The 26,420-nt window shown below is 66.8% G+C and carries 24 protein-coding genes; 16 read left to right on the top strand and 8 right to left on the bottom strand.

Features of this window, described 5'->3' with window-relative positions; translation table 11 throughout:
* Nucleotides 1-25 precede the first annotated feature (25 nt).
* Both pbpC and OGL92_RS03895 read left to right on the top strand, forming a co-directional pair.
* Nucleotides 26-2,368: a peptidoglycan glycosyltransferase PbpC gene (gene pbpC, locus OGL92_RS03900; RefSeq protein ID WP_263140714.1), complete on the top strand. Its 2,343-nt coding sequence runs from the start codon at nucleotides 26-28 to the stop codon at nucleotides 2,366-2,368.
* A 161-nt stretch (nucleotides 2,369-2,529) separates the two neighbouring features.
* On the top strand, nucleotides 2,530-4,983 hold the full coding sequence (locus OGL92_RS03895) for a glycogen/starch/alpha-glucan phosphorylase (RefSeq protein WP_263140713.1): 2,454 nt from the start codon (nucleotides 2,530-2,532) through the stop codon (nucleotides 4,981-4,983).
* A gap of 89 nt (nucleotides 4,984-5,072) precedes the next feature.
* Here OGL92_RS03895 and OGL92_RS03890 read toward each other — a convergent pair whose 3' ends face one another.
* Nucleotides 5,073-6,707, bottom strand: coding sequence for a methyl-accepting chemotaxis protein (locus OGL92_RS03890; protein WP_263140711.1), 1,635 nt, complete (start codon nucleotides 6,705-6,707; stop codon nucleotides 5,073-5,075).
* Between the two features lie 157 nt (nucleotides 6,708-6,864).
* Complete coding sequence (locus OGL92_RS03885; RefSeq protein ID WP_263140708.1) at nucleotides 6,865-7,311, bottom strand: DMT family transporter; 447 nt, start codon at nucleotides 7,309-7,311, stop codon at nucleotides 6,865-6,867.
* A 684-nt stretch (nucleotides 7,312-7,995) separates the two neighbouring features.
* On the opposite strand from OGL92_RS03885, the gene OGL92_RS03880 reads away from it, so the two are divergent.
* Together OGL92_RS03880 and OGL92_RS03875 are read left to right on the top strand one after the other, a co-directional pair.
* A complete protein-coding gene (locus OGL92_RS03880) occupies nucleotides 7,996-8,133 on the top strand; it encodes a hypothetical protein (RefSeq protein ID WP_263140706.1) in 138 nt (45 codons plus the stop codon).
* A 66-nt stretch (nucleotides 8,134-8,199) separates the two neighbouring features.
* Nucleotides 8,200-9,171: a leucyl aminopeptidase gene (locus OGL92_RS03875; protein WP_263140703.1), complete on the top strand. Its 972-nt coding sequence runs from the start codon at nucleotides 8,200-8,202 to the stop codon at nucleotides 9,169-9,171.
* A gap of 292 nt (nucleotides 9,172-9,463) precedes the next feature.
* On the opposite strand, the gene OGL92_RS03870 is transcribed toward OGL92_RS03875, so the two are convergent.
* Nucleotides 9,464-10,018 (bottom strand): DUF4136 domain-containing protein, encoded by a 555-nt coding sequence (locus OGL92_RS03870; protein ID WP_263140701.1) that lies wholly within the window; start codon nucleotides 10,016-10,018, stop codon nucleotides 9,464-9,466.
* 302 nt (nucleotides 10,019-10,320) lie between these two features.
* On the opposite strand from OGL92_RS03870, the gene OGL92_RS03865 reads away from it, so the two are divergent.
* The 10 genes from OGL92_RS03865 (at nucleotide 10,321) to OGL92_RS03820 (ending at nucleotide 19,852) form a co-directional block, all read left to right on the top strand.
* Entirely contained in the window at nucleotides 10,321-11,400 is a 1,080-nt protein-coding gene (locus OGL92_RS03865; protein WP_346659482.1) for a methyl-accepting chemotaxis protein, read from the top strand.
* 13 nt (nucleotides 11,401-11,413) lie between these two features.
* A complete protein-coding gene (locus tag OGL92_RS03860; protein ID WP_263140693.1) occupies nucleotides 11,414-11,779 on the top strand; it encodes a response regulator in 366 nt (121 codons plus the stop codon).
* A 3-nt stretch (nucleotides 11,780-11,782) separates the two neighbouring features.
* Nucleotides 11,783-12,112, top strand: a complete 330-nt coding sequence (locus OGL92_RS03855; RefSeq protein ID WP_263140685.1) for an STAS domain-containing protein — start codon at nucleotides 11,783-11,785, stop codon at nucleotides 12,110-12,112.
* A complete protein-coding gene (locus tag OGL92_RS03850) occupies nucleotides 12,113-14,320 on the top strand; it encodes a chemotaxis protein CheA (protein WP_263140683.1) in 2,208 nt (735 codons plus the stop codon).
* 10 nt (nucleotides 14,321-14,330) lie between these two features.
* Nucleotides 14,331-15,968 carry a methyl-accepting chemotaxis protein gene (locus tag OGL92_RS03845; protein ID WP_263140681.1) on the top strand — a complete coding sequence of 546 codons (1,638 nt, stop codon included), beginning with the start codon at nucleotides 14,331-14,333 and terminating at the stop codon, nucleotides 15,966-15,968.
* Nucleotides 15,969-15,978: 10 nt separating this feature from the next.
* On the top strand, nucleotides 15,979-16,503 hold the full coding sequence (locus OGL92_RS03840; RefSeq protein WP_263140678.1) for a chemotaxis protein CheW: 525 nt from the start codon (nucleotides 15,979-15,981) through the stop codon (nucleotides 16,501-16,503).
* Nucleotide 16,504: 1 nt separating this feature from the next.
* Nucleotides 16,505-17,317, top strand: a complete 813-nt coding sequence (locus OGL92_RS03835; protein ID WP_263140677.1) for a CheR family methyltransferase — start codon at nucleotides 16,505-16,507, stop codon at nucleotides 17,315-17,317.
* Complete coding sequence (locus tag OGL92_RS03830) at nucleotides 17,314-17,805, top strand: chemotaxis protein CheD (RefSeq protein WP_263140674.1); 492 nt, start codon at nucleotides 17,314-17,316, stop codon at nucleotides 17,803-17,805. Before OGL92_RS03835 ends, OGL92_RS03830 begins: the two co-directional genes overlap by 4 nt.
* A complete protein-coding gene (locus OGL92_RS03825; RefSeq protein ID WP_263140673.1) occupies nucleotides 17,802-18,896 on the top strand; it encodes a chemotaxis response regulator protein-glutamate methylesterase in 1,095 nt (364 codons plus the stop codon). The genes OGL92_RS03830 and OGL92_RS03825 overlap by 4 nt, the downstream gene beginning before the upstream one ends.
* 299 nt (nucleotides 18,897-19,195) lie before the next feature.
* On the top strand, nucleotides 19,196-19,852 hold the full coding sequence (locus OGL92_RS03820; RefSeq protein ID WP_263140671.1) for a response regulator transcription factor: 657 nt from the start codon (nucleotides 19,196-19,198) through the stop codon (nucleotides 19,850-19,852).
* Between the two features lie 13 nt (nucleotides 19,853-19,865).
* Here the strand turns inward: OGL92_RS03820 and OGL92_RS03815 are convergent, their stop codons facing one another.
* From OGL92_RS03815 to OGL92_RS03795, 5 genes are all read right to left on the bottom strand, one after another.
* Nucleotides 19,866-20,486 carry a DUF4136 domain-containing protein gene (locus OGL92_RS03815; protein WP_263140668.1) on the bottom strand — a complete coding sequence of 207 codons (621 nt, stop codon included), beginning with the start codon at nucleotides 20,484-20,486 and terminating at the stop codon, nucleotides 19,866-19,868.
* Nucleotides 20,487-20,511: 25 nt separating this feature from the next.
* Entirely contained in the window at nucleotides 20,512-21,261 is a 750-nt protein-coding gene (locus OGL92_RS03810) for a methyltransferase domain-containing protein (RefSeq protein ID WP_263140664.1), read from the bottom strand.
* Nucleotides 21,258-21,563 carry a nucleotide pyrophosphohydrolase gene (locus OGL92_RS03805; protein WP_263140656.1) on the bottom strand — a complete coding sequence of 102 codons (306 nt, stop codon included), beginning with the start codon at nucleotides 21,561-21,563 and terminating at the stop codon, nucleotides 21,258-21,260. The genes OGL92_RS03810 and OGL92_RS03805 overlap by 4 nt, the downstream gene beginning before the upstream one ends.
* Before the next feature lie 69 nt (nucleotides 21,564-21,632).
* Nucleotides 21,633-22,487, bottom strand: coding sequence for a MaoC/PaaZ C-terminal domain-containing protein (locus tag OGL92_RS03800; RefSeq protein WP_263140652.1), 855 nt, complete (start codon nucleotides 22,485-22,487; stop codon nucleotides 21,633-21,635).
* 194 nt (nucleotides 22,488-22,681) lie between these two features.
* Nucleotides 22,682-24,037, bottom strand: coding sequence for a 3-oxoacyl-ACP reductase (locus OGL92_RS03795; RefSeq protein ID WP_263140650.1), 1,356 nt, complete (start codon nucleotides 24,035-24,037; stop codon nucleotides 22,682-22,684).
* Between the two features lie 145 nt (nucleotides 24,038-24,182).
* Between OGL92_RS03795 and OGL92_RS03790 the strand changes: the two genes are divergently transcribed.
* Both OGL92_RS03790 and OGL92_RS03785 read left to right on the top strand, forming a co-directional pair.
* Entirely contained in the window at nucleotides 24,183-25,460 is a 1,278-nt protein-coding gene (locus OGL92_RS03790) for an acetyl-CoA C-acetyltransferase (RefSeq protein ID WP_263140648.1), read from the top strand.
* A gap of 103 nt (nucleotides 25,461-25,563) precedes the next feature.
* Nucleotides 25,564-26,370 carry a helix-turn-helix transcriptional regulator gene (locus OGL92_RS03785; protein ID WP_263140647.1) on the top strand — a complete coding sequence of 269 codons (807 nt, stop codon included), beginning with the start codon at nucleotides 25,564-25,566 and terminating at the stop codon, nucleotides 26,368-26,370.
* Nucleotides 26,371-26,420 lie beyond the last annotated feature (50 nt).

Here is a 26,420-nt window from a genome sequence, read left to right as displayed (position 1 = left end):
CGTGCCTCGCGGGTTTCCGGAGGCGATGAACCGGGCGCGTGCGGCGCGTGTGTTGCGTCGCCCCTGGATCGCCTTGCCGTTGCTGGCGATGCTCCTGCTGGTGGGCGCCGACCGGCTGTTCCCGCTGCCATTGCCGGGCGACGACCTCGCCCGGGTGGTGCTGGCCGAGGACGGCACGCCGCTCTGGCGCTTCGCCGATGCCAATGGCGTCTGGCGTTATCCGGTGGCGGTGCACGAGGTCTCGCCCTATTACCTGGATGCCTTGCTCACCTACGAGGATCGCTGGTTCTACCGGCATCCCGGGGTGAATCCCCTGGCGCTGCTGCGCGCCACCTGGCAGAACCTCAGCGGCGGACGGGTGCTGTCCGGTGGCAGTACCCTGTCGATGCAGGTGGCGCGTCTGCTCGAACCCCATGCCCGCAGCCTGCCGGGCAAGCTGCGCCAACTCGGGCGTACCCTGCAACTGGAATGGCACCTGTCGAAGGAACAGATCCTCACCCTCTACCTGAATCGCGCGCCCTTCGGTGGCACCTTGCAGGGCGTGGCGGCGGCCAGTTGGGCCTACCTGGGCAAGTCGCCGGCGCACCTTACCCGTGCCGATGCGGCGCTGCTCGCGGTGTTGCCCCAGGCACCCAGCCGGCTGCGCCCGGACCGCTATCCGCAGCGTGCGCAACTGGCCCGCGACAAGGTGCTGCGGCGCCTGGGAGAGTTCCAGGTATGGCCCGAGGGAACCGTCCGCGAGGCCCTGGAGGAACCGGTGCTGCTGGCGCCGCGGCGGGAGCCGAGCCTGGCGCCGCTGCTGGCGCGACGGCTGAACGGCGCGGGCAACCCGCCGCTGATCCGCACCACCCTCGACGCCACCTTGCAGCGCCGCCTGGAGGATCTGCTGCTGGGGTGGCGCAGCCGCCTGCCGGAACGCACCTCGGCGGCGATCCTGGTGGTGGAGCACGGCAACATGGCGGTCCGCGGCTATGTCGGCTCGGTGGACATGGGCGATGCCAAGCGCTTCGGCCACGTCGACATGATCACCGCGCTGCGCTCGCCGGGCTCGACCCTCAAGCCGTTCCTGTACGGCATGGCCCTGGATGCCGGGCTGATCCATTCCGAATCCCTGCTGCAGGATGTGCCGAGACGCTATGGCGATTACCGGCCCGGTAACTTCTCCTCGGGTTTCAGCGGGCCGGTGTCGGCCAGCGAGGCGTTGGCCACTTCACTCAACCTGCCGGCGGTGCAGCTGCTGGAGGCCTACGGGCCGAAACGCTTCGCCGGCGAGTTGCGCAATGCGGGGCTGTCCCTGGTGCTGCCGCCCCTGGCCGAACCCAGCCTGGCGCTGATCCTCGGCGGTGCCGGCACCCGCCTGGAGGACCTGATCACCGGCTACAGCGCCTTCGCCCGCCAGGGCCGCGCCGCGCGCGTACGCCTGCAACCCCAGGACGCGCTGGGCGAGCGCCGCCTGCTTTCGCCCGGCGCCGCCTGGATCGTCCGGCGCATCCTCTCCGGCCAGGCGCGCCCGGATCGCGACCCGCGTGCGAGCCTGACCCAGCGCCCGCAGCTGGCCTGGAAGACCGGCACCAGCTACGGCTTCCGCGATGCCTGGGCGATCGGCATCGGCCCGCGCCATCTGATCGGCATCTGGATCGGCCGCCCCGACGGCACCCCGGTGCCCGGCCAGTTCGGCCTCGCCTCGGCGGCGCCGCTGCTGATGCAGGTGCACGACCTGCTGGTCAACCGCGACGCCCAGCGCGGCCTGCCGGTCCCGGACGATCCGCAGCCGGCGAGCGTGGGGGTCGCGGCGATCTGCTGGCCGCTGGGCCAACCCCTCGAGCGCAGCGACCCCAACTGCCGGCGCCAGCGCTTCGCCTGGACCCTGGACGGCACTACCCCGCCGACCTTGCAGGCTGCCGACCAGCCGCTGGGTCTGGGGTTGCAGCAAGTCATTTGGATCAATGAACAGGGCCTGCGGGTCGACCCCGCCTGTGCCGGTGCCCGGCCGCGCGACCTGACGCTCTGGCCGGCGCCGCTGGAACCCTGGCTGCCGCGACGCGAACGGCGCAGCGCCCGTCTGCCGGCGGCGGATGCGCAGTGCCCGCCGCAGCAGTCGGGCCAGGTCCCGCCGCTGTCGATCGTCGGCATCCGCCCGGGCGACCGCCTGCGCCGACCCGGCGGCAGCGTCGAGGCCTTGCGGCTCAAACTCGGCGCGCTCGGCGGCAGTGGGCGGCGCTGGTGGTTTCTCGACGGCGCGCCCCTGGGCGAAAGCGCGGTGGAGGACAGTTTCGCCCTGACCCTGGCCGCGGCCGGGCAGCACCAGCTCAGCGTGCTCGACGAAGCCGGGCAGACCGCCCGCGTGGAATTCAGCCTGGGCGAGTGAGCCGGCGCCCGACGCCGAGCGCGCAACCGCCGGCCAGATGCGCTTTACTGGAGGGCTGGCAGCTCTATTCCGCCTCGTCCAGAACCGGCTCCTGCGGGCCCGGTCGAACCCCGGAGGCGCTCCGTGCCATCTTTTCCTTCTTGCTTGCGAGGTCAACGCCGATGTCAGACGAACCGCTCACGCCCAATATCGACCAGGTCGCGGCCTTCCGCATGGCCGTGTTGTCGAAGCTCGCCTACGCGGTGGGCAAAGACCCCGAGCACGCCACCGAACACGACTGGTTCGAGGCGGTCGCCCTGGCCACCCGCGATCACATGGTGGATTTCTGGCTGGACAACCATCGGCGCGTGCTGCGTAAGAAACAGAAGCGCGTGTACTACCTCTCCCTGGAATTCCTCATCGGCCGGTTGCTGTTCGACAGCCTGAGCAACCTCGGCCTGCTGGACATCGCCCGCGCCGCCCTGGCGGAAGTGGACGTGGACCTCGATCGGATCCGCACCCTCGAACCGGATGCCGCCCTGGGCAACGGCGGCCTCGGCCGGCTGGCGGCCTGTTTCATGGAGAGCATGGCCTCCCTCGGCGTCGCCGCCCACGGCTACGGCATCCGCTACGACCATGGGTTGTTCCGCCAGGTGATCGTCGACGGCTGGCAACAGGAGCACACCGAGAACTGGCTGGATTTCGGCAACCCCTGGGAGTTCGAACGGCCCGAGGTGGTGTACAACGTCGGCTTCAGCGGCAGCGTGAACACCGTGCTGGATGCCCAGGGCCAGCCCCGGCAGATCTGGCATCCGGGCGAGACGGTACGCGCCGTGGCCTACGACACGCCGGTGGTCGGCTGGCGCGGCGCCAGCGTCAATGCCCTGCGCCTGTGGCGCGCCCGTGCCACCGAGGAGCTGCACCTGGACCGTTTCAACGCCGGCGATCACCTCGGCGCGGTGGCCGACGTCGCGCGGGCGGAGAGCATCTCGCGGGTGCTTTACCCCGCCGACAGCAACGAGGCCGGCCAGGAGCTGCGCCTGCGCCAGGAATACTTCTTCGTCTCCGCCTCCCTGCAGGACCTGCTGCGTCGCCACCTGACCCAGCACAGCACGCTGCTCAATCTGCCCGAGCAGGCCGCCATCCAGCTCAACGACACCCACCCGTCCATCGCCGTGGCCGAGCTGATGCGCCTGCTGGTGGACGAGCACGGCCTGGACTGGGAAAAGGCCTGGGAGCTGACGGTCAGCACCCTGTCCTACACCAACCACACCCTGCTGCCGGAGGCGCTGGAGACCTGGCCGGTGTCGCTGATGGAGCGCCTGCTGCCGCGGCACATGCAGATCATCTACCTGATCAACGCCTATCACATCGATGCGCTGCGTGCCCAGGGCCTGGACGATTTCGAGCTGCTGCGCTCGGTGTCGCTGATCGAGGAGGGCAACGGTCGCCGGGTGCGCATGGGCAACCTGGCGTTCCTCGGCTCCCACAGCATCAACGGGGTGTCCGCGCTGCACACGCAATTGATGCGCGAGACGGTGTTCACCGATTTGCACCGGCTCTACCCCCAGCGCATCAACAACAAGACCAACGGCATCACCTTCCGCCGCTGGTTGCAGCAGGCCAACCCCGCCCTGACCACGCTGCTGCGCGAGCACCTGGGCGACGCCGTGCTGGATAACCCCGAGGAAGCGCTGATCCGCCTGGAGCCGCTCGCCGAGAAAAGCACCTTCCGCAAGCGCTTCATCGAGCAGCGCCGGCAGAACAAGGTGGCCCTGGCCAAACTGGTGCAGGAGCGCATGGGCATCACCCTGAACCCGGACGCGCTGTTCGACGTGCAGGTGAAGCGCATCCACGAGTACAAGCGGCAACTGCTCAACCTGTTGTCCACCGTCGCGCTGTACCAGGCGATTCGCGCCGAGCCGACCACCGACTGGGTGCCGCGGGTGAAGATTTTCGCCGGCAAGGCGGCCGCCAGCTACCACCAGGCCAAGCTGATCATCAAGCTGGCCAACGACATCGCGCGGATGGTCAACCACGACCCGACGGTGCGCGGTTTGCTCAAGGTGGTGTTCCTGTCCAACTACAACGTCAGCCTGGCGGAAAGCATCATCCCGGCGGCGGACCTCTCCGAGCAGATTTCCACCGCCGGCATGGAAGCCTCCGGCACCAGCAACATGAAGTTCGCCCTCAACGGTGCGCTCACCATCGGCACCCTCGACGGGGCCAACGTGGAGATGTGCGAGCGCATCGGTGCCGACAACATGTTCATCTTCGGCCTCACCGCCCAGCAGGTCGGCGTGCACAAGCGCAACGGCGACTACAACGCCGAAGCCATCATCGCCGCGTCGCCACGGCTGAACGAGGTGCTCCTGGCGCTGCGCAGCGGGGTGTTCTCGCCGGACGATCCGGGGCGCTACGTGTCCCTGGTGGACGAACTCACCTGGAACGACCGCTTCCTCGTCTGCGCCGACTTCGATGCCTACTGGGACGCGCAGCAGGAGGTGGAAGCGCTCTGGCGCCAGCCCCAGCGCTGGTGGCGCGCGGCTGTCCTGAACACCGCCCGCACCGGCTGGTTCTCCTCGGACCGGACCATCCGCGAGTACGCCACCGAGATCTGGCACGCCCTGGAGTGAGCCGCGCCCACGGCCGAGGCGCTCGTCGAACGAGCGCTTCGGCAGGGGGCGTGCGGTTGGCGGGTATCGTTTAGCCGGAGCGGGCCGGGCTAGCGGGCATCGACGCGGAAGCGGTTGGTCAGCTCGCGCAGGCGACTGACGATCTGCGCCAGGGTCTGGCTGCTCTGGTCGATGTGATTCACCGCGTCCTGGGTGGATTGGGCGACGTCGCGGATGTTCACCAGGTTGCGATTGATCTCCTGGGCCACCGAGGTCTGTTCCTCGGTGGCGCTGGCGATCTGGGTGTTCATGTTCATGATGGTGTCGACCGCCTCGCTGATGCTGCGCAGCGCGGTGTCCGCCTGGGCGGCGTCCTCCAGGGTCTTGTGGGCTTTCTGCTGACCCTGGCTCATGGCGCTGGCGGCCTCGCGGGCACCGCGCTGCAAACGCTCGATCATCTGCTGGATTTCCGCGGTCGACTGCTGGGTGCGCTGCGCCAGCGAACGCACCTCGTCGGCCACCACCGCGAAGCCGCGGCCCTGCTCGCCGGCGCGGGCCGCTTCGATGGCGGCGTTCAACGCCAGCAGGTTGGTCTGTTCGGCGATGCCGCGGATCACGTCGAGCACGCCGCCGATGGTGTCGCTGGCATTGGCCACATCGGTCACCTGCAGCGAGGTGTCCTGCAACTCGCTGGACAGCTCGGTCACCGCGTTCAGGGTCTGGCCGACCACCTTGCTCCCGGCATTGGCCTCCTTCTCGGCGTTCAGCGCGGCCTGGGCGGCGCTGGCGGCGTTGCGCGCCACTTCCTGGATGGTCTCGGCCATCTCCGTGGTGGCGGTAGCCACCTGATCGGTTTCCAACTGCTGGCGGTCCATGTCCTTGCGTGTCTGCAGGGTCACCGCGCTGAGCTCCTCGCTCTGCCCGCGCACTTGTTCGGTCAATTGCTGCAGCGCCGCCATGGCCTCCATGAAGCGTTGCAACATGCTGTTGTAGGCCAGCGCCACGCTGCTGATCTCATCCTTGCCGCGCACTTCCAGGCGGGTGGTCAGGTCGGCGTCGCGCTCGGACTGGCGCAGGGCGGCCAGCAGGCCGGCCAACGGCAGGGTGACGCTGCGCGCCACCAGCCAGCCGCAGGCGATGGTGAGCAGCAGGATCAAGCCCACCACCAGCAGCATCGCGTTGCGCACGTTGTGGTACACGCCCTCGGCCTTCAGCCGCGTCGCCTTGGCTTCGTCGAGCTGCACCTGGATCAGCGCACCGATACTGGCGGTGATCGGGTCGATGCTGCGGTAGAGCGGGCCATTGAAATCGCCCAGGGTGCCTTTCAGCGGTTCGGGCGCGCTTTCCAGGAAGGCGATCAGGCGCTGGATGTCCTGGTTGGCGGGCTGGAAGCGTTGCACCGCTTCGCTGGACAGGCGACGCTCGTTTTCGGCCAAGTGGGTGGCCTGATAGGCCTGCCAGAGGCTGTCGATCTCGTGTTGGGCGGTCTTCAGGTTGTCCAGGGCTTGGCGCTTGTCGAGCAAGCCGTGGTCGGCCTTGTTCGCCGTGTCGATGATGTTGACCGCGTAATAGTCGCTGATCTTCTTCAATTGCTGGAGCGGCACGACCCGATCGTCGTACAACTGGCCCACGCCGGCGTCGATGCGGGAGAAGCCGTTCAACGCCAGCACCAGCAGCGCGAGCATGGCCAACATCGGCAGGACCACCATCACCAGCATCCGGTAGGCCACTTTCAGGTTGTTCATCAGTCGATACCTCGATCCGTTATGAGTCGCCGTCCGTTGCCATGATGCTGGCTCCCGTATGCCAGTCTGGTCAGGGTTTGCAAAGTTGTCAGGGAAATTATCGAAACGGTTGCTGGCGCAAGGCCATGCCACGTGCCTAGCCGCCGAGCGGTCTTGCTCAACCGCGCCGGATCAACCAGACGCCGCCGAGGATCAACGCCAAGCCTGCCATCTTCATCAGGCTGGCGGGCGCCTCGCGGTAGCCCGCCCAGCCGAAATGATCGAGCATCACCGCCATGCTCAATTGACCGGCGAGCACCAGCACCATGAACAGCAGCGCGCCGATCCGTGGGCCGGCGAAGGCCGCCGTGGCGATGAATACCGCGCCGAGCAGACCGCCGCACCATTGCCACCACTGCACCCCGCGCAGGACGGCGAAGCTCGGCAAGTCCCGCTGGACCAGCACCACCAGCAGCAGCGCGACGGTGCCGACGCTGAACGACACCAGCGCGGCGCACATCACGCTCGACACCTGCTTCGCCAGCAGGCCATTGATACCGGCTTGCAGGGGCAGGAAAGCGCCCGCGATGAAGGGCAGTACCAGCAGCCACCAAGCAATGGGCATGAACGTTCTCCGTGGAAGAAAAGGGGCCGCAGAGTATGCATCAGGCTGCGTGGGAAAAGCCGCCGGGCCCAGGCGAAACGATGAGTATCGCCACCGACTCCCGGTTCCGCGACGGGCCGTGGTGCCGCGGGGTTCGACCAGGCCGGAGACGGAAAAGAGCACGAATTATCTCCCCCAGCGATTGTGTGAACAGAAGAGCCAATCACCTCTAGCAATGGCGTCGAACTGTTTATATGGCTGGGTGAAGTTGTCGTTTCAGTCATCAAAAAACATTTCGGCTTTGTCGGCCAAGTTCGTTGGAAAAGGATTAACCCCAGTTCGCCAATCGAAAGTTAGGTTGATGTCATTCTGAAAGCCAGTGGCTGCCAACCTGCCATTCGTGTCGCTGAAAAAACAAAGGGAAAGTTAATAACCCGATGATTTGAAAAGCAAACCAGAGAGTTCAGCAAAGATTTTTAATGGGGTAGAGTTTTCTTTCAATGCCTTGATTAATAGTGGTTTTTATTTTGCGCAAAGATTGAATAAAACATCGCAGGATACTATCGATAAATTTTTCTTTGCATTACTCAGGAGGCTGCACTAGTTTTTTCCTCGCTTGCTGACCAAGGTGGTCAGCGTGCTTTCCCTGCGGTGCCGCCAATGGTCCCGCTCACTCGGCAAGTACGTGAATTAAGGAGATCCAACATGCAAACAATCGAACAAGTCCGCGACGAAGAACTGCAACTGGACGAATGGTTCGAGGCAGAAACCCATGACGCGGCCGTGGAAATGATGAAGAACGAAGCCGTGGTGCCTTTCGGCACCGCGATGTGGCCGTTCTAACATCCACGTAGGCGAACGCGGCAGGCCGCGTTCGCCTTTTTCGTCATCGCACCAGGGAAGGCATCAATGGACCGCAAGCGCGCCATCGAGCATTTTCTTCACTATCTCCCCCACCATCCGGCGATCGGCGGCCGTTCGCCGGCGTCGATCCTCATCGGCCATACCCAGGCCTACGCGAATCTGGTGGGGCATCTGATCGAATCCTCCGCCTCCAGTGCCGGGTTGGTGTTCCAGGCCATGGATCTGGACGACACCCCGACCGAGCGACTGGCGGCGGCCATCGTCGAGGCCGACCTTTATATCTTCTTCTACGACGCCTCCACCTTGCCCAACCCGCGCGCCGAAGGGCCTTCCTTCATCCGCGCCCTGCAACCGGTGATTTCCGAACATTGGAAGAAGTCGCTGCTGTTCAAGGACTATGGCGACTTCTTCTACGACACCTTCAGCGTCGCCCCCGCGCGCATCGCCGACCTGAACGCCGCGCTGATCGACCGCATGAGCCAGGGCGAGGTGCTGAGTTTCACCGATCCGCATGGTTCCCACTTCGAGGCCTCGCTGCGGGACATGAAGAAATGGACCAACATCAACGGGGTCGGCAACTACGACCTGGCCCCGGGCGAGATCGCCACCCACAGCGAAACCATCAATGGCCACGTGAGGTTCGTCGGCACCTTCCTCGGCACCATTCCGTTCGCGCGCAAGTACGGCGTGCTGGAAACGCCCCTGGAAATGTGGATCGAAAACTCCACCATCAGCCGCATCGCCACCGAGGTGCCGGGCCTCGAACAGGACTTCAACAAGTACCTGGACGCCAACCCGTCGAACCGTCGGATCGAGGAGCTCGGCATTGGCACCAACGAAGGCGTGAAACACTTGTATGCGCGCAACGCCGGTTTCGAGGAGCGGCACTGCGGCCTGCACCTGGGGTTGGGAGGCGGGGCCAAGGGCAGCCATCACCTGGACCTGATCTTCGACAGCGGCACCCTGGCGGTCGACGATCAGGTGGTGTTCAGCGACCGCTCGGGCTATCTGGTCTGAGTTCGTGCCGCGCGGCCTGGAAGCCCTGGATTCCGAGGCCGACTTCGGTGGTGGGGGACATCCAGCCCTTGGCTTTTCACCCGCGATCCCGCTCCAGACCTGGGCGCCTTCAAGGGGGCTGGCATGCGCGTCATGACGGCGGCGCCGGCGACCTACTCGGAAATGCTCGAAAGAGCTCGAGGATGCTGCGACCGTCAGTCATGGAGGGCCTCCACCTGCACCTGCTGCCAGGCACGGAGGAAGTCGCCGCCCCATAGCGGGCGGGCCTCACGCCGACGGGGCGGCGCCTGCCTCAGCGACGGGGCGGGTATTGCGTGAGCAGGCGGGTGACGATCTTGCGAATGGCGGCCTCGCGCTCCGCGGGATTCTGCGGCGTGGTACGCAGGACCTGCTCGGACGAGGCGCGCCAGACCAGCTTGCCGTCCTTGCCGTCGAAGAAGTCCAGTTGCAAGGTGCCGACCTTGTAGTCGAGGGTGCGGGTTTCGCTGTAGCCGGGGCCACCCCAATAGCCGCCCCAGGGGCCGCCGTAGTTGGTGGCGACCTCTTCCTGGCGATCCTCGACGATCAGCCAGGCCTGCACCTTCAGGTCCGCCTGGACGTTGGCGGGCGCGGCGCGCAGGCCACGCTGGTCGAGCTGGGTCTCCACGGCGCTGCGGATGCGCTGCCCGGTGAGGTCGCTTTCGACGCGCGGGTCGTCGGGGCGGTAGCGCACCGCCGGGGTCTGCCAGGCCCAAGTGTGGTAGGCCGCGAAATCCCGCGTGGCGTCGTAGTCCGGCGAGACCGGCGGAGTACTGCAAGCGGCCAGGGCCACCAGGGTCACCGCCAGGGCGGTGGTGCGGAACGACATGACTCATCTCCCGGCCGGCTGTACGGCATGCCGGCACAACGTGGACGACTGAACGGCGACGGACCCCATCCCGAGGGACCGGAATTCCGCCCGCGCTGGCGGCGGCGTGCCCTCGAATCAGGGCTGGCGCCTTTAAAGGCTCGGACTGCGGATCCGACCGTTGGTTGCGCCCCTTGCACGCCCTTAGACGGCATCGGGGATAACCCCTAGGGGACTATCGGGGATACCCCGATACACCTGATATCAAGGCGCAACTATGGTGGAAGTAATTCCAATCCGGCACAAGGAGAAGCGCCTTGTTTGTGTACTTCGGACTCTGGCTCGCCCTCGCCGTCACCGCGGCGGGCATCGTGCTACAGGTGAGCTGGCTGGCCGGGCTGGGGTGCGCCTTCGGGGCCTTGGCGGCCATCGGACTCTGGTGGTGGCGCCGCCCGGTCGAGGCGGCGCCGGAAGCCATCGTCGCCGTCGAACCTCCCGCGCGCCGGGACATCGAGCCCCTGGTCACCGGCGTGCTGCCCATCTGGAGCGAAAACATCGATCAGGTGCGGCACCTGGCCCAGCACAACATCCGCCAATTGTTCGAGCGGTTTTCCATGCTCAGCGGGCGCCTGGAAAACACCCTGGCCAGCTCCGAGGAGGTCATCGGCCGCGGCGGCGTCGGCGACAGCCTGCGCCTGGCCAACAGCCGCCTGACCGAGGTGATCGACGCCTTCCACCGCGCCAGCGAGCGCAAGGGCGAATTGTTCGCCACCATCGCCCACCTCGACAGCTACGCCACCGAACTGCAACAGATGTCCAAGCTGGTCCAGGACATCGCCAGCCAGACCAACCTGCTCGCGCTGAACGCCGCCATTGAGGCCGCGCGGGCCGGCGAATACGGGCGAGGCTTCTCGGTAGTCGCCGACGAGGTGCGCAAGCTCTCCACGCTGTCCGCCGAGACCGGCCATCGGATGGGCGAGAAGGTCAACGAGATCAACAAGGCGATCCGCGCCACCGTATCCGCCACCGACGAATTGAGCCAGAGCGAAAAGAGCAATCTGGACTACCTTGATGAAGTCGCGGGTCAGGTTATGACACGCCTCAGTGAAAACCTCGAATCGCTCTCCGAGTCGTCGCTGCACTTGCAGCAGGACGCTCGCACCACCCAGAGCGACATTCAGGAAATCATCGTCAGCCTGCAGTTCCAGGATCGCTCCGACCAGATGCTCGATCACTTGCAGATCGATATACAACGCATGGTCAGCGCCATCGGCGAGCAGGACGTGAGCATCGAGAATCCGGCGCTCTGGTTGCGCGAGCTGCGCGACCGGTTCACCACCGATGAAGAGCGCCATGGCCGGCGCGGCACGGGGTCGGCCAACAGCGACGTGACCTTCTTCTAGGAGTAAGAGCCCCATGAGCAAGACCATCCTTATCGTCGACGACTCCCTGTCCATGCGCCAACTGGTGAAGATGACCCTGACCGGCGCCGGGCACCAGGTCATCGAGGCCAGCGACGGACGCGACGCGCTGACCAAGCTCAACGGCCAGAAGATCAACCTGATCATCAGCGACGTGAACATGCCCAACCTGGACGGCATCGGCCTGGTCAAGGAGGTCAAGGCGCGCAACGAATACCGCTTCACCCCGATCATCATGCTCACCACCGAGAGCGAGCAGGGCAAGAAAGCCGCCGGCCAGGCCGCGGGCGCCAAGGCCTGGATCGTCAAACCCTTCCAGCCGCAACAATTGCTCGCCGCCGTCGAAAAACTGGTGGGCTGACCCATGCTGATCCTGCGGTCCGACCCGACCGGCCAACCCGCCTCGCTCGCCCTGAGCGGCAGCCTGACCATCTACGAAGTGAAACAGGCCCACGATGAAATTCGCGCGGCGCTGGCCGCCGGCGAACGGCATTGGCAACTGGACCTGAGCGAGCTGGAGGAACTGGACAGCGCCGGCGCCCAGCTCCTGCTGGCGCTGCAACGCCATCTGCACGGCCTGGACGGCCAGCTGGACGTGCGCAATCCCGGGGACGCCGTGCTGGAACTGCTCGAATTGCTGCACCTGCAGTCCTTGTACCCCGACCTGCTGCCCGCCAGCCCCGAGGAGCGATGAATGCTTAACGGAGAGCAATGGACCCAGCTGTTGCAAAGCTTCCTCGAAGAGGGCCGCGACCTGCTCAAGCAGGCCGAGGAATGCCTGCTGGTGCTGGATGGCGACCTCGCCGACGAAGAGGCCATCAATGGCCTGTTCCGCGCCATGCATACCCTCAAGGGATCGGCGGGACTGTTTTCCCTGACGCCGGTGGTGGCCTTCACCCACCAGTTGGAAAGCCTGTTGATGGCGGTGCGCGACGGCGAGCGCAGCCTCACGCCCACCCTGATCTCGCTGATGCTGCGCTGCCTCGACGAGCTGGGCGCGATGATCGGCCATATCAACGTGGAAACCGGCACGGTCGACGGTATCGACGAAGTGCTGCAGACCCAGTTGCTGAACGCCCTGGCCGCCGAAATGGGCGAGCAGGGCGCGAGCCTGCCGACGCCCGCCGAGCCGCGGGAGGGCCAGGTGCAGCGCGCGCCGGGCGGCAGCGAAGGCGCCTGGCACATATCCCTGCGCTTTTCCGCCGATCTCTACCGCAACGGCTTCGATCCGGCCGCTTTCGTACGCTACCTCACCCGCCTGGGCGAGGTCATCCACCTCGAGGTGCTGGACGAGAACCTCCCGGACTTCCATCAGATGGACCCGGAATCCTGCTACCTGGGCCTGGAAATCTCGCTACGCAGCGCCGCCAGCAAGGCGGAAATCGAAGAGGTCTTCGAGTTCATCCTGGACTTCTGCAAGTTGCGCATCCTGCCACCGGAAAGCAGCCTGAGCGACTACGTGCAACTGATCCGCGAGTTGCCGGAGACCGACGAGCGCATCGGCAGCATCCTGGTCGCCAGCGGCCTGCTCACCGAGCACGAGCTGGGCAAAGGGCTGGCCTTGCAGGCGGAGGCCGAGGAGCCGCGCGCGCCCCTGGGCAGCGTGTTGGTGGAGGCCGGCATGGTCGCGCCCATCGCGGTCAACGCCGCGCTGGAGAAGCAACAGGTCGCGCGCGAGCGACGGGCCCAGGAATCCAGCCTGATCAAGGTCGCCGCGCACAAGCTCGACGAGTTGATCAACTTGGTGGGCGAACTGGTCATCAGCGCGGCGGGCGCGCAGATGCAGGCCCGTGCCCACGGCCAGGCGAATTTCATCGAGTCGACCCAGACGGTCAATCAGCACGTCGAGCAGATCCGCGAAGCCGCGTTGAAATTGCGCATGATCGAAATCGGCGACACCTTCAATCGCTTCCACCGGGTGGTGCGCGACGTCAGCCAGGAGCTGGGCAAGAAAATCCGCCTGGAAGTGCGCGGTGCCGAGACCGAGCTGGACAAATCGGTCACCGACAAGATCGCCGACCCGTTGACTCACTTGGTGCGTAACGCCATCGACCACGGCATCGAATCCTCCGAGGAACGCTTGGCCGCGGGCAAGTCCGCGGAAGGTCACCTGCAGCTCAACGCCTACCACGAGTCGGGGATGATCGTGATCGAGGTGAGCGACGACGGGCGTGGCCTGAACACCGCGCGCATCCGCGAGAAGGCCGTCGAAAAGGGGCTGATCGATCCCCAGTCCAATCTCAGCGAGCACGATATCCACCTGCTGATCTTCGCGGCCGGCTTCTCCACCGCCGACAGCGTGTCCAACCTCTCCGGTCGTGGAGTCGGCATGGACGTGGTGCGCAGCGCCATCGACCAACTACGCGGCACCGTCGAGATCGAGTCGCGTCCGGGCCTGGGCTCCACCTTTCGTATCCGCCTGCCGCTGACCCTGGCGATCATCGAGGGCTTCCTGGTGGGCCTGGGCGGGGAATACTTCGTCATCCCCCTGGACATGGTCACCGAGTGCATGGAGCTGGGCAGCGAACCGCTGATCGACGGCACCTACGGCTATCTGAACCTGCGCGGCAAGCCCTTGCCCTGCATCGACCTGTCGGCGCATTTCGATCTGCCGGCCAGCGAAACCCGGCGACGCAACATCGTAGTGGTCAGCCAGGGAAGACAGCACGCCGGGCTGATCGTCGATCAGTTGCATGGCGAGCTGCAAACCGTGATCAAGCCCCTCGGCCTGTTGTTCCAACATCTTCAGGGCATCAGCGGCTCCACCATTCTCGGCTCCGGGCAAGTCGCCCTGATCCTCGATATCCCCAGCTTGTTCCGTCAGTTGCAGACCCTGGTCGACAACGGCACTACGGAATCCCGCCTACCTCAGAACCGCCAGGAGCTTCTGCCGAGGCTTTAAGGAGATACCCATGCAATTCATTCGCGACATGAAAATCGGCTTCCGGCTGACCGCGGGCTTCCTGCTGGTGGTGGCGCTGACGGTGGCGGTCGGTGTGATCGGGATCCGCAACCTGAGTCAGGTCAACGACCTGACCGACAAGATGTACAACCAGGACCTGGTCGGTCTGAGCGACCTGCAACAGGCGAACATCCAACTGATCGTCATCGGTCGTTCGCTGCGCGGCAGCCTGCTGGCCTCGACCGTCGCCGAACGCGAGGCCGCGGCCGAAGCCACCCAGAAGGCCATCCGCGAGACCCACGCGCTGATCGACAAGGCGAGGCCCGCGTTCGTCTCGGCAGAGGGCAAGGCCATGTTCGCGCGCATCGAAGGCCCCCTGAAGGAGTACGAGGCCATGGTGCAGCGGGTGCTGCAGATGCACATGCAGTCCGGCAACCTGCAGGAAGCCAACGAGATCACCCAGGCGATCCCGGATATGGCGCAGCGGGGCAATGCCGTCGATTCGATCATGACCGAGGTGGTCAACTTCAAGCAGAAACGGGCCAGCGACGCCAACGACCTGATCACCGAGATCTACCTTGAGTCGAGGACCCAGATGATCATCCTGATCGTCATCGCCGCCTTGCTCGGCTTCGGTATTGGCCTGCTGGTCACCCGCAGCATCAGCCGGCCGCTCAACCAGGCGGTCAAGGCCGCCGACCAACTGGCCATGGGCGATCTGGGCGTGGAGCTGGTGTCCACCTCCAAGGACGAGACCGGCCGCCTGCTGAACTCCATGAAGAACCTCATCGAACGCCTGCGCAGCATCATGGGTGACGTGCGCAGCGCCGCCGAGGCGCTGTCCTCGGCGTCCGAGCAGGTCAGCGCGACCTCGCAATCCCTCAGCCAGGCCGCCAGCGAACAGGCCGCCAGCGTCGAGGAGACCACCGCATCGGTGGAGCAGATGACCGCGTCCATCGCGCAGAACACCGAGAGCTCGAAGATCACCGATGGCATCGCCGGCAAGGCCGCCAACGATGCGGTCCAGGGGGGCGGGGCAGTCGGCGACACGGTGCGGGCGATGAAACAGATCGCCGACAAGATCGGCATCATCGACGACATTGCCTACCAGACCAACCTGCTGGCGCTCAACGCCGCCATCGAGGCGGCGCGCGCGGGCGATCACGGCAAGGGCTTCGCGGTAGTCGCGGCAGAGGTACGCAAATTGGCCGAGCGCAGCCAGGTCGCGGCCCAGGAAATCGGCCAGGTCGCCGCCAGCAGTGTGCAGCTCGCCGAACAGGCCGGGCGCCTGCTGGACGAAATCGTACCGAACATCCAGCGCACGTCGGACCTGGTGCAGGAAATCACCGCGGCGTCCCAGGAGCAGAGCAGCGCCGCCGGGCAGATCAACATCGCCATGGGTCAGATGAACCAGATCACCCAGCAGAACGCCTCCGCGTCCGAGGAATTGGCGGCCACCGCCGAGGAAATGAACGCCCAGGCGGGTCAGTTGCAGGAAATGATCGGCTTCTTCCGCTTCGATGGCTCGGCTTCCCCGGCGCCGCGCCCCCCGCTGCGCGGCCGGACCTATGCCGAGGCGCCGCCGCGGATGAGCAAGCAACAGCACGACTCGCTAACCGACGACAGCCAGTTCGTCCGCTTCAATTGAGGGCGCCGCGATGAACCGTGCAGTTCAACCTTTCGGCGACGCGTCCGGCGTGGCGGAGAGCCATAGCGTCCAGCACCTGTCGTTCCGGGTGCGTCAGGCGAGCTATGCCCTGCCCATCGATCTGGTCCGGGAAATCATCGAGTACGGCGAGATCACCACCGTGCCCATGATGCCGTCCTTCATTCACGGGGTGATCAACCTGCGTGGCAACGTGGTGCCGGTGCTGGACCTCGCCGCTCGATTCGGCTTCGAGCTCACCGTGCCGGGCAAGCGCACCTGCATCGTGATCATCGAGCTGAGTCTCGACGACCAGCAGCAGCGCATCGGCCTGGTGGTGGATGCGGTGGACGCGGTGCTGGACATCACGCCCGGCGAGGTGGAGCCGCCGCCGCCGTTCGGCGCCGGCATCCGCACCGACTTCATCCTCGGCATGGCGCGGCGCGAGCAGACGTTCACCATCATTCTCGACATGCGCAGGGTGCTGTCGCTGGACGATATCCGCCAGCTCAGCCTGGCGGCCGGGCAGGGAGGTTGAGATGAGCAGCGGATTGCAGATGCCGCCCCTGGGCGACGCCGAGTTCCAGCGCTTGCAACGCCTGATGGCCGAGGTGTCCGGCATTCGCATGGCGGACCACAAGCGTTCGCTGGTGGCCGGGCGGCTGATGAAGCGCCTGCGTCATTTCGGCCTGTCCAGCTACGGCGAGTACCTGAATCTGCTGTCCGACGCCAACCACGTCGCCGAGCGGCGCCTGGTGGTGGACCTGCTCACCACCAACGAAACCTACTTCTTCCGCGAACCCAAGCATTTCGATTTCCTCAGCACCTGGCTGGCCTCGCGTCGCGCCCCGGTGCGGATCTGGAGCGCCGCCTGCTCGTCCGGCGAGGAGCCCTATACCCTGGCCATGGTGGCGGCGGAGCACGCGGTCGGCAACGACTGGTCGATCTTCGCCAGCGACCTCAGCCAGCGCATGCTGGAAAAGGCCGCCACCGGCATCTACGACCTGTCCCAGGCCCAGCATTTCCCCGCCGGCTGGCTGCACAAGCACTGCCTGCGCGGCGTCGGCGAGCACGAGGGAAGTTTTCGGGTGAGCAGCAAGTTGCGCGAGCACGTCAGCTTCCGCGAGATCAACCTGACCCACAACCTGCCCGAGCAAGTCGGCCCCTTCGATGCAATCTTCCTGCGCAACGTGCTGATCTATTTCGAGTCCGCGGAGAAGTGCGCCATCGTCGGCCGGCTGATCCAGCGCCTGCGGGAGGACGGCCTGCTGTTCATCGGCCACGCGGAAAGCCTGCACGGTTTCGACCTGCCCCTGCGCAGCGTGCAGCCTTCCGTTTACCGCCGGCTATGAGCGAGAAACGCTTCCTGCGTCCGGGCGAGTATTTCTTCGGCCTGCACGAGGGCAGCGTGGCCACGCTGCTCGGCTCCTGCGTGTCCATCACGCTCTGGCATCCGCGCCGGCGCCTGCTGGCGTTGACCCATTTCCTTTTGCCGCGCGACCCCCAGGGCATTCTCGTCTACGACACGCGCTATGGGGTCGGTGTGTTCCACCGGTTGCTGCGCGACATGGCGGTGTTCGGCACTCATCCGGCGGAGTACCGCAAGGGCATCTATGGTGGCGGAAGCCTGCTGGGCCACGACAAGGAGCCGCGAAGCCGGGTCGGCCGGCAAAACATCGAGTTCGCCCAGGAACAGTTCGAGATCCTCACCTGGAGCGCCGATCACTACGATCTGGATGGCAGTGACTATCGCCGGTTGAGCATCGACGGCAGCAGCGGCCAGGTGGACTGCCAGCGGCTGAGCTGGAAGTCCGCCACTTTCGCAGGGAGAAACACGTGATCAAGGTATTCATCGTCGACGACTCGGCGCTGGTACGGCAGGTCCTGACCAGTTGCCTCGACAACCACCCCGGTATCCGGGTGATAGGGCAGGCCGCCGATCCTCTGTTCGCGCTGGAGAAAATGCGCCGCGAATGGCCCGACGTACTGGTCCTCGACGTGGAAATGCCGCGCATGGACGGCATCACCTTCCTGCGCAAGATCATGGCCGAGCGGCCGACCCCGGCGATCATCTGCTCGACCCTCACCGAGGCCGGCGCGGCAATTACTTTGGAGGCGCTCTCGGCGGGCGCCGTGGGCATCTTCACCAAAGCGCGCCTGGGGTTGAAGGAAAGCCTGCAGCAACTTTCCGGCGAGCTGATCCGCCAGGTGGAGCAGGCGGCGCGGGCCCATCCCCAGGCTTTCGCCAACCGCAACGGCGCGCCGTCGACCGCGCCCGCGGTCGCCGCGCCGGCCAGTCCGGCGCCCGTGACGGGCGAAGTGTTCGCCACCACCGACCAGGTGGTGGCGCTCGGCACCTCCACCGGCGGCACCCAGGCGCTGGAGTTCGTCCTGCGCCAATTGCACCGCGACTGCCCGGGCATCGTCATCGTCCAGCACATGCCGGAGAAATTCACCGCGGCGTTTTCCCAGCGCCTCGACCAGTTGTGCCAGATCGAGGTACGCGAAGCCTGCCATATGGACCGCGTCCACTCGGGGCTGGCGTTGGTCGCGCCCGGCGGCAGGCACATGCAGCTCAAGCGCAGCGGCGCGCAGTATTTCGTGGAGGTGCACGACGGCCCGACGGTGAATCGCCACAAACCCTCAGTGGACGTGTTGTTCCGTTCGGTGGCCAAGCACGCCGGGCAGAACGCCCTGGGCATGATCATGACCGGGATGGGCGACGACGGCGCCCGCGGGCTGCTGAGCATGCGCGAAGCCGGCGCACGCACGGTGGCCCAGGACGAAGCCAGTTGCGTGGTTTTCGGCATGCCCAAGGAAGCGTTGCGCATGGGCGCCGCCGAGGTCGTCGAGCCCTTGTCCGCCTTCCCCAGGCTGATTCAACTGTTCGGCCGCCAGGGCGCCGATCCGCGCCGGCCCGGGCCGCGTTGAGCACCCTGGTCCGCCTGCCTGAAAAAATCGCCTACCCTGTAGGGGACGCCCGGCGCATTGACTCGCTCGGGCGAGGTCGAGGTGTGCGAAGGGCCGTTCGAGTCCTGTGGTCCACCCTCTCCCCGAAAACGGCTTGGAAACCAGGATGAATGAGCAAATGGACGCGCGCCATTCGTCGCTCCGTGCCGCCGGGCCCCGAGTGCCAAAGGCTCTGTCCGGTCGAATTTCATGAATAGGGTAGCGCACGGCAAGCGGCCGGGACGCCACCGGTATTTAGGTGTTTATCCAGGCGACTGCTTATGACCTGTCGAATCTTGCTGGCGGACGATCACGCCCTTGTCCGTGCGGGCATCCGCGCCTTGATCGAAGACTTGAACGGCTATGAAGTGGTGGGCGAGGCCGAGGATGGCGGCGAGGCGGTCGACCTGGCCGATGCGCTGCAGCCGGATATCGTCCTGCTGGACATTTCCATGAAGCGAATGGGTGGCATCGAGGCCCTGCACCAGTTGGCCAGCCGCTCGCCTTCCAGCAAGGTGTTGATGCTGTCCATGCACACCGGCTCGGAGATGGTGTTGAAAGCCCTGCAACAGGGCGCCCACGGCTACCTGTTGAAGGACAGCGCAATCATCGAACTGCGCCTGGCCCTGGAGGCGGTACGCCGGGGCGACCGCTACCTGAGCTCGGCCATCGTCCAGCCGGTGATCGAGATGGCCGTGCAGCATGCTCCCGCCGGGATGAGCACGGACGCCAGCCAGTTGCTGACGGCGCGCCAGGTGGAAATCCTGCGGCTGATCGCCCGCGGCGAATCGACCCGCTCCATCGCCACCGGCCTGGGCCTGAGCGTGAAGACCGTGGAAACCCATCGCGCGCAGATCATGCACCGGCTGAAGATCCATGACGTGGCCGGGCTGGCGCTGTTCGCCGTGCGCGAAGGGATCATCCAGCTGGACGACTGAACCGCCGCTCGCCTCAGCGCGGCGGGTAGTGGGCCAGGGCGGCCTTGACCGCCTCGCGCAGGGCATTCGCCCGCTCGCGCGCGTCGCCGCCCGGCCGGCTTTCTCCGGCGCCGCTCCAGATCGGTTGCCCGTCGCGCGCATCGTAGAAATCGATGCGCACCACCGCGACCTGCTCGGTATAGGTGCGTACCACCGGGGCGCCGCTCCAGGCGCCGTAGCGATCGCGCGCGTAGCCGCCCCTCCCGTAGTAACCGCCCCCGCCGTAATACCCGTCGTCGTAGTCGGAGACCTGGCGCAGACGCTGTTCGAGGTGGATATCCGCGCTCACCAAGAGGTCGGCGGGCGCGCCGTCGCGGGCGGGGCGCAACCCTTGCTGGTCGAGCCCCGCCGCTACCGATTCGCCTATCGCTTCGCCGCTGGCCCAGGTGTCGCCGGCCGGCAGGCGGGCACCGCGCCAACTCCAGCTGCGGTAGCGCGCATAGTCGCGGGGCGCCGCCGGGTAGGCGCTGCGGTCGAAGGTGGTGGCGGCCTGGGGCGGGGCCGGTGGCATCGGTCGCGATTGGGCGACGTAGGGATTGGGGCTCTGGCAGGCGGCCAAGGCCAGTGGGAGCAGCAGGGCAAGACAGGATTTCATCGCAGCGGACCTCATCGTCGATGCCTCAGAGCGGCCGGCAGACCCAGTGCAGGTAGCGGCCCAAGCCGGCGAAGGCCGGATGGCGGCGGTGGGCCAGTTCCATCTCCAGCAGGTCGGCCGGGTCCGCCTTGGCCTGGAACTCCGCGGGCATGTAGTCATGGAATACCCGTACGCCACTGCGGCTCTCGATCCGCCAGGCGGTTTCCAGGTGCGTCGCCAGTTGCCGCGGGTCCTGGGGCCGTTGCGGCGTCAGGCTCTGGCCCTCGCCGGCGAAGTGCGCCTGGCGCAGCTTGCGGAAATGGCCCTTGAGCAGGTTGCGATAGATCAGTGCGTCCTTGTTGTAGAAGGCCAGCGACAGCCAGCCATCGGCGGCGGTCAGGCGGCGCAGGGTCGGCAGGATCGCCAGGGGCTCGGCGAGCCACTCCAGCACTGCGTGGCAGAGCACCAGGTCGTAGTCGCCCTCGAGGCGCTCCGGCAACGCCTGCCAGGGCGCTTGCAGGAAGCTGGCCTGCAGGCCGGCGGCGGCGAATCGTTCGCGGGCGCCTTCGAGCATTGGCGCGGCGGGTTCGGCGAGGGTGACGTCGTGGCCCCCTTCGGCCAGCCACAGGGCCATGTGACCCAGGCCGGCGCCGACGTCGAGAATCCGCAGGGGGCGTTCCGGCAGGGCCTCGAGCAGGTCCGCCTGCAGTACCGCGAGACGGATCTCGCCCTTGGCGCCGCCGTAGATTTTCTCGGCGAAGCGGGTCGCCAATTCGTCGAAGTGGCGGTCGCTCATGGGCAGAAGCGCCTTTCGCTGTCAGCCAGTTTGGCGCGGACCGCCTGTTCCATGTCGATGCCGAGCTCGGTGCACAGGAGCAGCAGGTACAGCACGATGTCGCCGACTTCCTGGGCGGCGTGGGCCCGTTGGTCGGCGGGCAATTGGCGGGACTGCGCCTCGGTGAGCCACTGGAAGATTTCCACCAGCTCGGCCATTTCCACGCTGGCGGCCATCGCCAGGTTCTTCGGGCTGTGGAAGGGTTTCCACTGGTTGCGGTCGCGAATGGCGTGCAGGCGTTCGGTGAGTTCGCTGAGGTTCATGGGGCGCTCCTGGAAGCCGCATAGCTTCGGCCCGGCCGAGGCATCCTGCAAGCCCGGGCCCGTCGCGGCTCAGCCCACCTGGTGCCAGTTACCGCTCATGTGCGGCACCTCGTCGGCACCGCGAAGGCTCAGCTGGCCGTGGGGCGCCGGCGCACTGGCATAGAGGCGGGCTTCGCCGGGCAGCAGCAGGGGTTTCTGGAAGCGCACCTCGACCACGTAGCCCGCGCGCGGCAGGCGGTCGCTCAACGAGGCCAGGGCACGGGCCTTGCTCCATAGGCCATGGGCGATGGCGCGGGGGAAGCCGAACAGCTTGGCGCTGGGGGCCGAGAGGTGGATGGGGTTGTAGTCGCCCGAGGCCCGCGCATAGGCCCGGCCGGTGTCGGCCGGTACCGTCCAGCGATCGATCTCGGTGAGTTCCAGCGGGTCTTCCTGCGGCCGCTCGATGATCGGCCCGGGCACCTTGGCGCCTCGGCAGAGAATCCGGCTCTCGCCTTCCCAGAGCAGCCCGAGCTGATCCTCCAGGCGGATCAGCAGGCTGAACAGCGCGCCTTTCTCGTGGGGCTGGAGGTTGTTCGCCTGCACGCTGACCACGAACGGACCCTCTCCGCCCAAAGGGCGAATCACCCGAATGCGATTGCTCAGGTGCACCAGGCCGAGCAGTGGGAACGGGAAGTCCGGCTCGGTGAGCAGCTTCATTTGCAGCGGAAAGGCCAGGACGTGGGGAAAGGTCGGCGGCAGCATGCCGGTGTCGGCGAAACCGCATACCTCGCGGTAGCGTTTCGCTTGCATCGGATCGACGCGGACCTGCGTACGCAAGCCGAAGGTCGGAAGCGTCGTCCCGTGGATGCCCCGTCGCAGCGCGGCGCGCAGGAACAGTCCGGGAAGCGGGGGGGAACTGGGCAGGTCGCGCCATTCGATGGCCATGGACTAACTCCTCAAAAAACGACGGCCGGCGGCTGGGCCGGCTCTGAATGCGACGAGGACCTCGGGGGCGCTTCAGGCGCCTCTGCGGCCGGCAGGCGTCAGCGAGCGTGCGACGCGGCTCCCGCGCGACCAAACCGCCGTGGGACGGCCCGGCAGCGACGGGCCGGCCGCGAGCTTGCGCGCCCGGGACATCCTCAGGCGCCGATCAGGCTTTGGCCACAGACCCGCAGGACCTGGCCAGTGACGGCGCCGGACGTGGGCTGCACCAGCCAGGCGATGGCTTCGGCGACGTCTTGCGGCAGGCCGCCCTGGCCCATGGCGTTCATCCGTCGCCCCGCCTCGCGCACGGTGAAGGGCATGGCGGCGGTCATGTGGCTCTCGATGAAGCCCGGCGCCACCGCGTTGATGGTGATGGCGCGTTTCGCCAGTTCTAGTTCCCAGGCCTGCACCAGGCCGATCAGCCCCGCCTTGCTCACCGCATAGTTGGTCTGGCCGAAATTGCCGGCGATGCCGCTGGTGGAGGACACCACCACCACGCGGCCGCCGTCGCGCAAGGTGCCGTGCTCCAGGAGGGCCTGGGTCAGCACCTGGGGCGCCTTGAGGTTGACGTCGATCACCGCGTTCCATTGCGCCTCGCTCATCTTCGCCAGGGTCTTGTCGCGAGTGATGCCGGCGTTGTGCACGACGATATCGATACCCTCCGGCAGCGCCGTCACCAGGTCCTGCGGGGCTTCGTCGGTGGAGATGTCCAGGCACAGGCTGCGTCCGCCCAGGCGCGCGGCCAGGGCGTCGAGGCTTTCCCGCGCCTGGGGCACGTCGAGCAGGATCACCTCGGCACCGTCGCGCGCCAGGGTCTCCGCAATGGCCGCGCCGATGCCTCGCGAGGCCCCGGTGACCAGCGCTCGCCGGCCCGCCAGCGGGCGGGTCCAGTCGTCCACCTGGCCGTCGTTGGAGGCGAGCCGCACGACCTGTCCCGAGATGTACACGCTCTTGGGCGAGAGGAAGAAACGCAGCGCGCCTTCCAGGCGGTCTTCCGCGCCTTCGCCGACGTAGAGCAGTTGCACGCCGCCGCCATGGCGGATTTCCCGGCCGAGGGAGCGGGTGAAGCCTTCGAGGCTGCGCTGGGCGCTGGCGGTGAAGGGGTCGGCGAGGGTTTCCGGCGGACGCCCGAGCACCACCACCCGCGGGCAGGGCGCCAGGGCCTTGAGGGTCGGCTGGAAGAAGTCGCGCAGGCGGATCAATTGGTCGGTGTTCACCAGGTCGCTGGCGTCGAAGACGATCGCCTTGAGCTTGGGCCCGTGCTCGGCGGTCCAGCGTGGGCGTTCGAAGCGGCCCTCCTGGTCGGCGTAGCTGGAATCGGTGAGCCGGTTGAGCAGGCCGGCGGCGGCTTTCGCCAGGGGACCTTCGCCGCCGATCAGCAGCGCGCCGTCCACCGGTCGGGTTCGCCCGGCCATCCAGCGTTCCAGGTGCACCGGCGCCGGCAGGCCGAGGGCGCTCACCAGACGATGGCCGACGGAAGAGTTGGCGAATTCGATATAACGGTCGGACATGGAACGGGCTCCAGGGTAAAGGCTCCAACGTGTTGACCACGCCATGCCGCCACTCGTTTCATGTGCCGGGTCGTGCCGCACGGCCGACCGTCGCCATGGGCCGGGGGCGCCAGTCCGTGAGGCATCATTTTCGCGAGGAGTCAGCATGACCCAGTTGCGCAGGGTCGCCATCGTCGGCGGCAACCGTATCCCGTTCGCCCGTTCCAACACCCAATACGCCACCAGCAGTAACCAGGAAATGCTCACCGCGGCCCTTGAAGGCCTGATCGAACGTTACGACCTGCATGGCCTGCGGCTCGGCGAGGTGGCGGCGGGAGCGGTGCTCAAGCATTCCCGCGACTTCAATCTGACGCGCGAGTGCGTGCTGGGCTCGCGCCTGTCGCCGGAAACTCCCGCCTACGACCTCCAGCAGGCCTGCGGCACCGGCCTGGAGGCCACGCTGATGGTGGCCAACAAGATCGCCCTCGGGCAGATCGAGTGCGGCATCGCCGGTGGCGTCGACACCACCTCGGACGCGCCCATCGCGGTCAACGAGGGGCTGCGCCGGATCCTCCTCCAGGCCAACCGCGCCAAGGGCACCGGCGACAAGCTCAAGGCGCTGCTGCAGATCCGACCCCAGCACCTGGTCCCGGAGCTGCCGCGCAACGGCGAGCCGCGCACTGGCAAGTCGATGGGCGAGCACTGCGAGCTGATGGCGCAGACCTGGCAGATTCCCCGCGACGAGCAGGACCGCCTCGCCTGGGAAAGCCACCGCAAGCTCGCCGCGGCCTACGCCGAGGGTTGGCAGAACGACCTGCTGACCCCCTTCCGGGGCCTGACCCGCGATCAGAACCTGCGGCCGGACATCGAGCTGGACACACTTTCCACCCTCAAGCCGGTGTTCGAGAAAGGCGCGCGGGGCACCCTCACCGCCGCCAACTCCACGCCGCTGACCGACGGCGCCTCGGTGGTGCTGCTGGCCAGCGAAGAATGGGCGCAGGCTCGCGGCTTGCCGGTGCTCGCCTATTTCCGCGATGGCGAGGCGGCGGCGGTGGACTTCGTGCAGGGCAAGGAAGGCTTGCTGATGGCACCGGTCTACGCGGTGCCGCGCTTGCTGGCGCGCAACGGCCTGAGCCTGCAGGACTTCGACTACTACGAAATCCACGAGGCCTTCGCCGCCCAAGTGCTCTGCACCCTCAAGGCCTGGGAGGACGAGGCGTACTGCCGCACGCGGCTGGGCTTGAGCGCGCCGCTGGGCGCCATCGATCGCAGCCGGCTGAACGTCAAGGGCAGTTCCCTGGCGGCCGGGCATCCCTTCGCCGCCACCGGCGCGCGCATCGTCGCCAACCTGGCCAAGCTGCTGGCGGTGGCCGGGGAGGGTCGTGGCTTGATTTCGATCTGCGCCGCCGGTGGCCAGGGGGTGACGGCGATTCTCGAGCGTTGATCCACCGCGCGGGGCGCCAGCGGCGGCGCCCCAGCGTTGGCGGCCCTTGTAGGGAACGGAAGACGAGGGGCAGACTGACGCTTTCCGGCCATTCGAGCGCGTTATGTCGTCCAACGGACAAGCCGACCTGCAACGGTCGATCCCTCTCCTCGGCGCCTTGCCGCGTCCGCTCTATGCCCGCGCGGAAAGCCTGTGGGCCGGTTCCTGGACCGCTCGGCACCGGCATCCCTGGGTCCAGCTGTCCTATGCCATCAGCGGGGTACTCGGCGTGCACACCGCCGCCGGCAGCTTCTTCGCCCCGCCCCAGTGGGCGGTCTGGGTGCCCGCGGAGCTGGAGCACGAGGTGTTCACCTCGATGCATGCGGAAATGCGCAGCCTCTATATCCGTCGCGACGCCTGCACCTGGGCACCGCCGCGTTGCCGGGTGCTGGAAGTGACCGGCCTGACCCGCGAACTGATCAAGCAATTCTGCCGCTTGCCCAGCGAGTATCCCGAGGGCGAGAGCGCCGAGTCCCGGCTGGTCGGCGTGCTGCTCGATCAACTGGCGGCCGCCCCCGAGGCCGGCTTTTCCCTGCCCATGCCCGCCGAGGGGCGTTTGCGCGGCCTCTGCGGCGAACTGCTGAAGCAGCCGGACCTGGCTTGCAGCCTGGGCGAATGGGCGCGCCGCGCGAACACGTCGGAAAAGACCCTGATGCGGGCCTTCCAGCGCGAAACCGGCATGAGTTTTCGCCAATGGCGGCGGCGCCTGCGCCTGCTCAGCGCATTGCAGCCCCTTGAGGGCGGCGCCAGCGTCACCCAGGCCGCGCTGGGCTGTGGCTATGAGTCGCCGTCGGCGTTCATCGCCGCATTCCGCGAGCTGTTCGGCGCGACGCCGGGCGAATTGTTCCGCCGCCCGGAGGGCTCCGGCTGACGGCGCGCGCGTTGCGCGCGCAGGCGGCTACGCTTGAGAACGTGATCGCG

It is taken from the genome of Pseudomonas sp. RIT-PI-AD (assembly GCF_025642785.1).
In the GTDB taxonomy this organism is placed as follows: Bacteria; Pseudomonadota; Gammaproteobacteria; order Pseudomonadales; family Pseudomonadaceae; genus Pseudomonas_T.
Note: the sequence above shows the minus strand (reverse complement) of the source record. Positions and strands in the feature narration are given on the sequence as shown.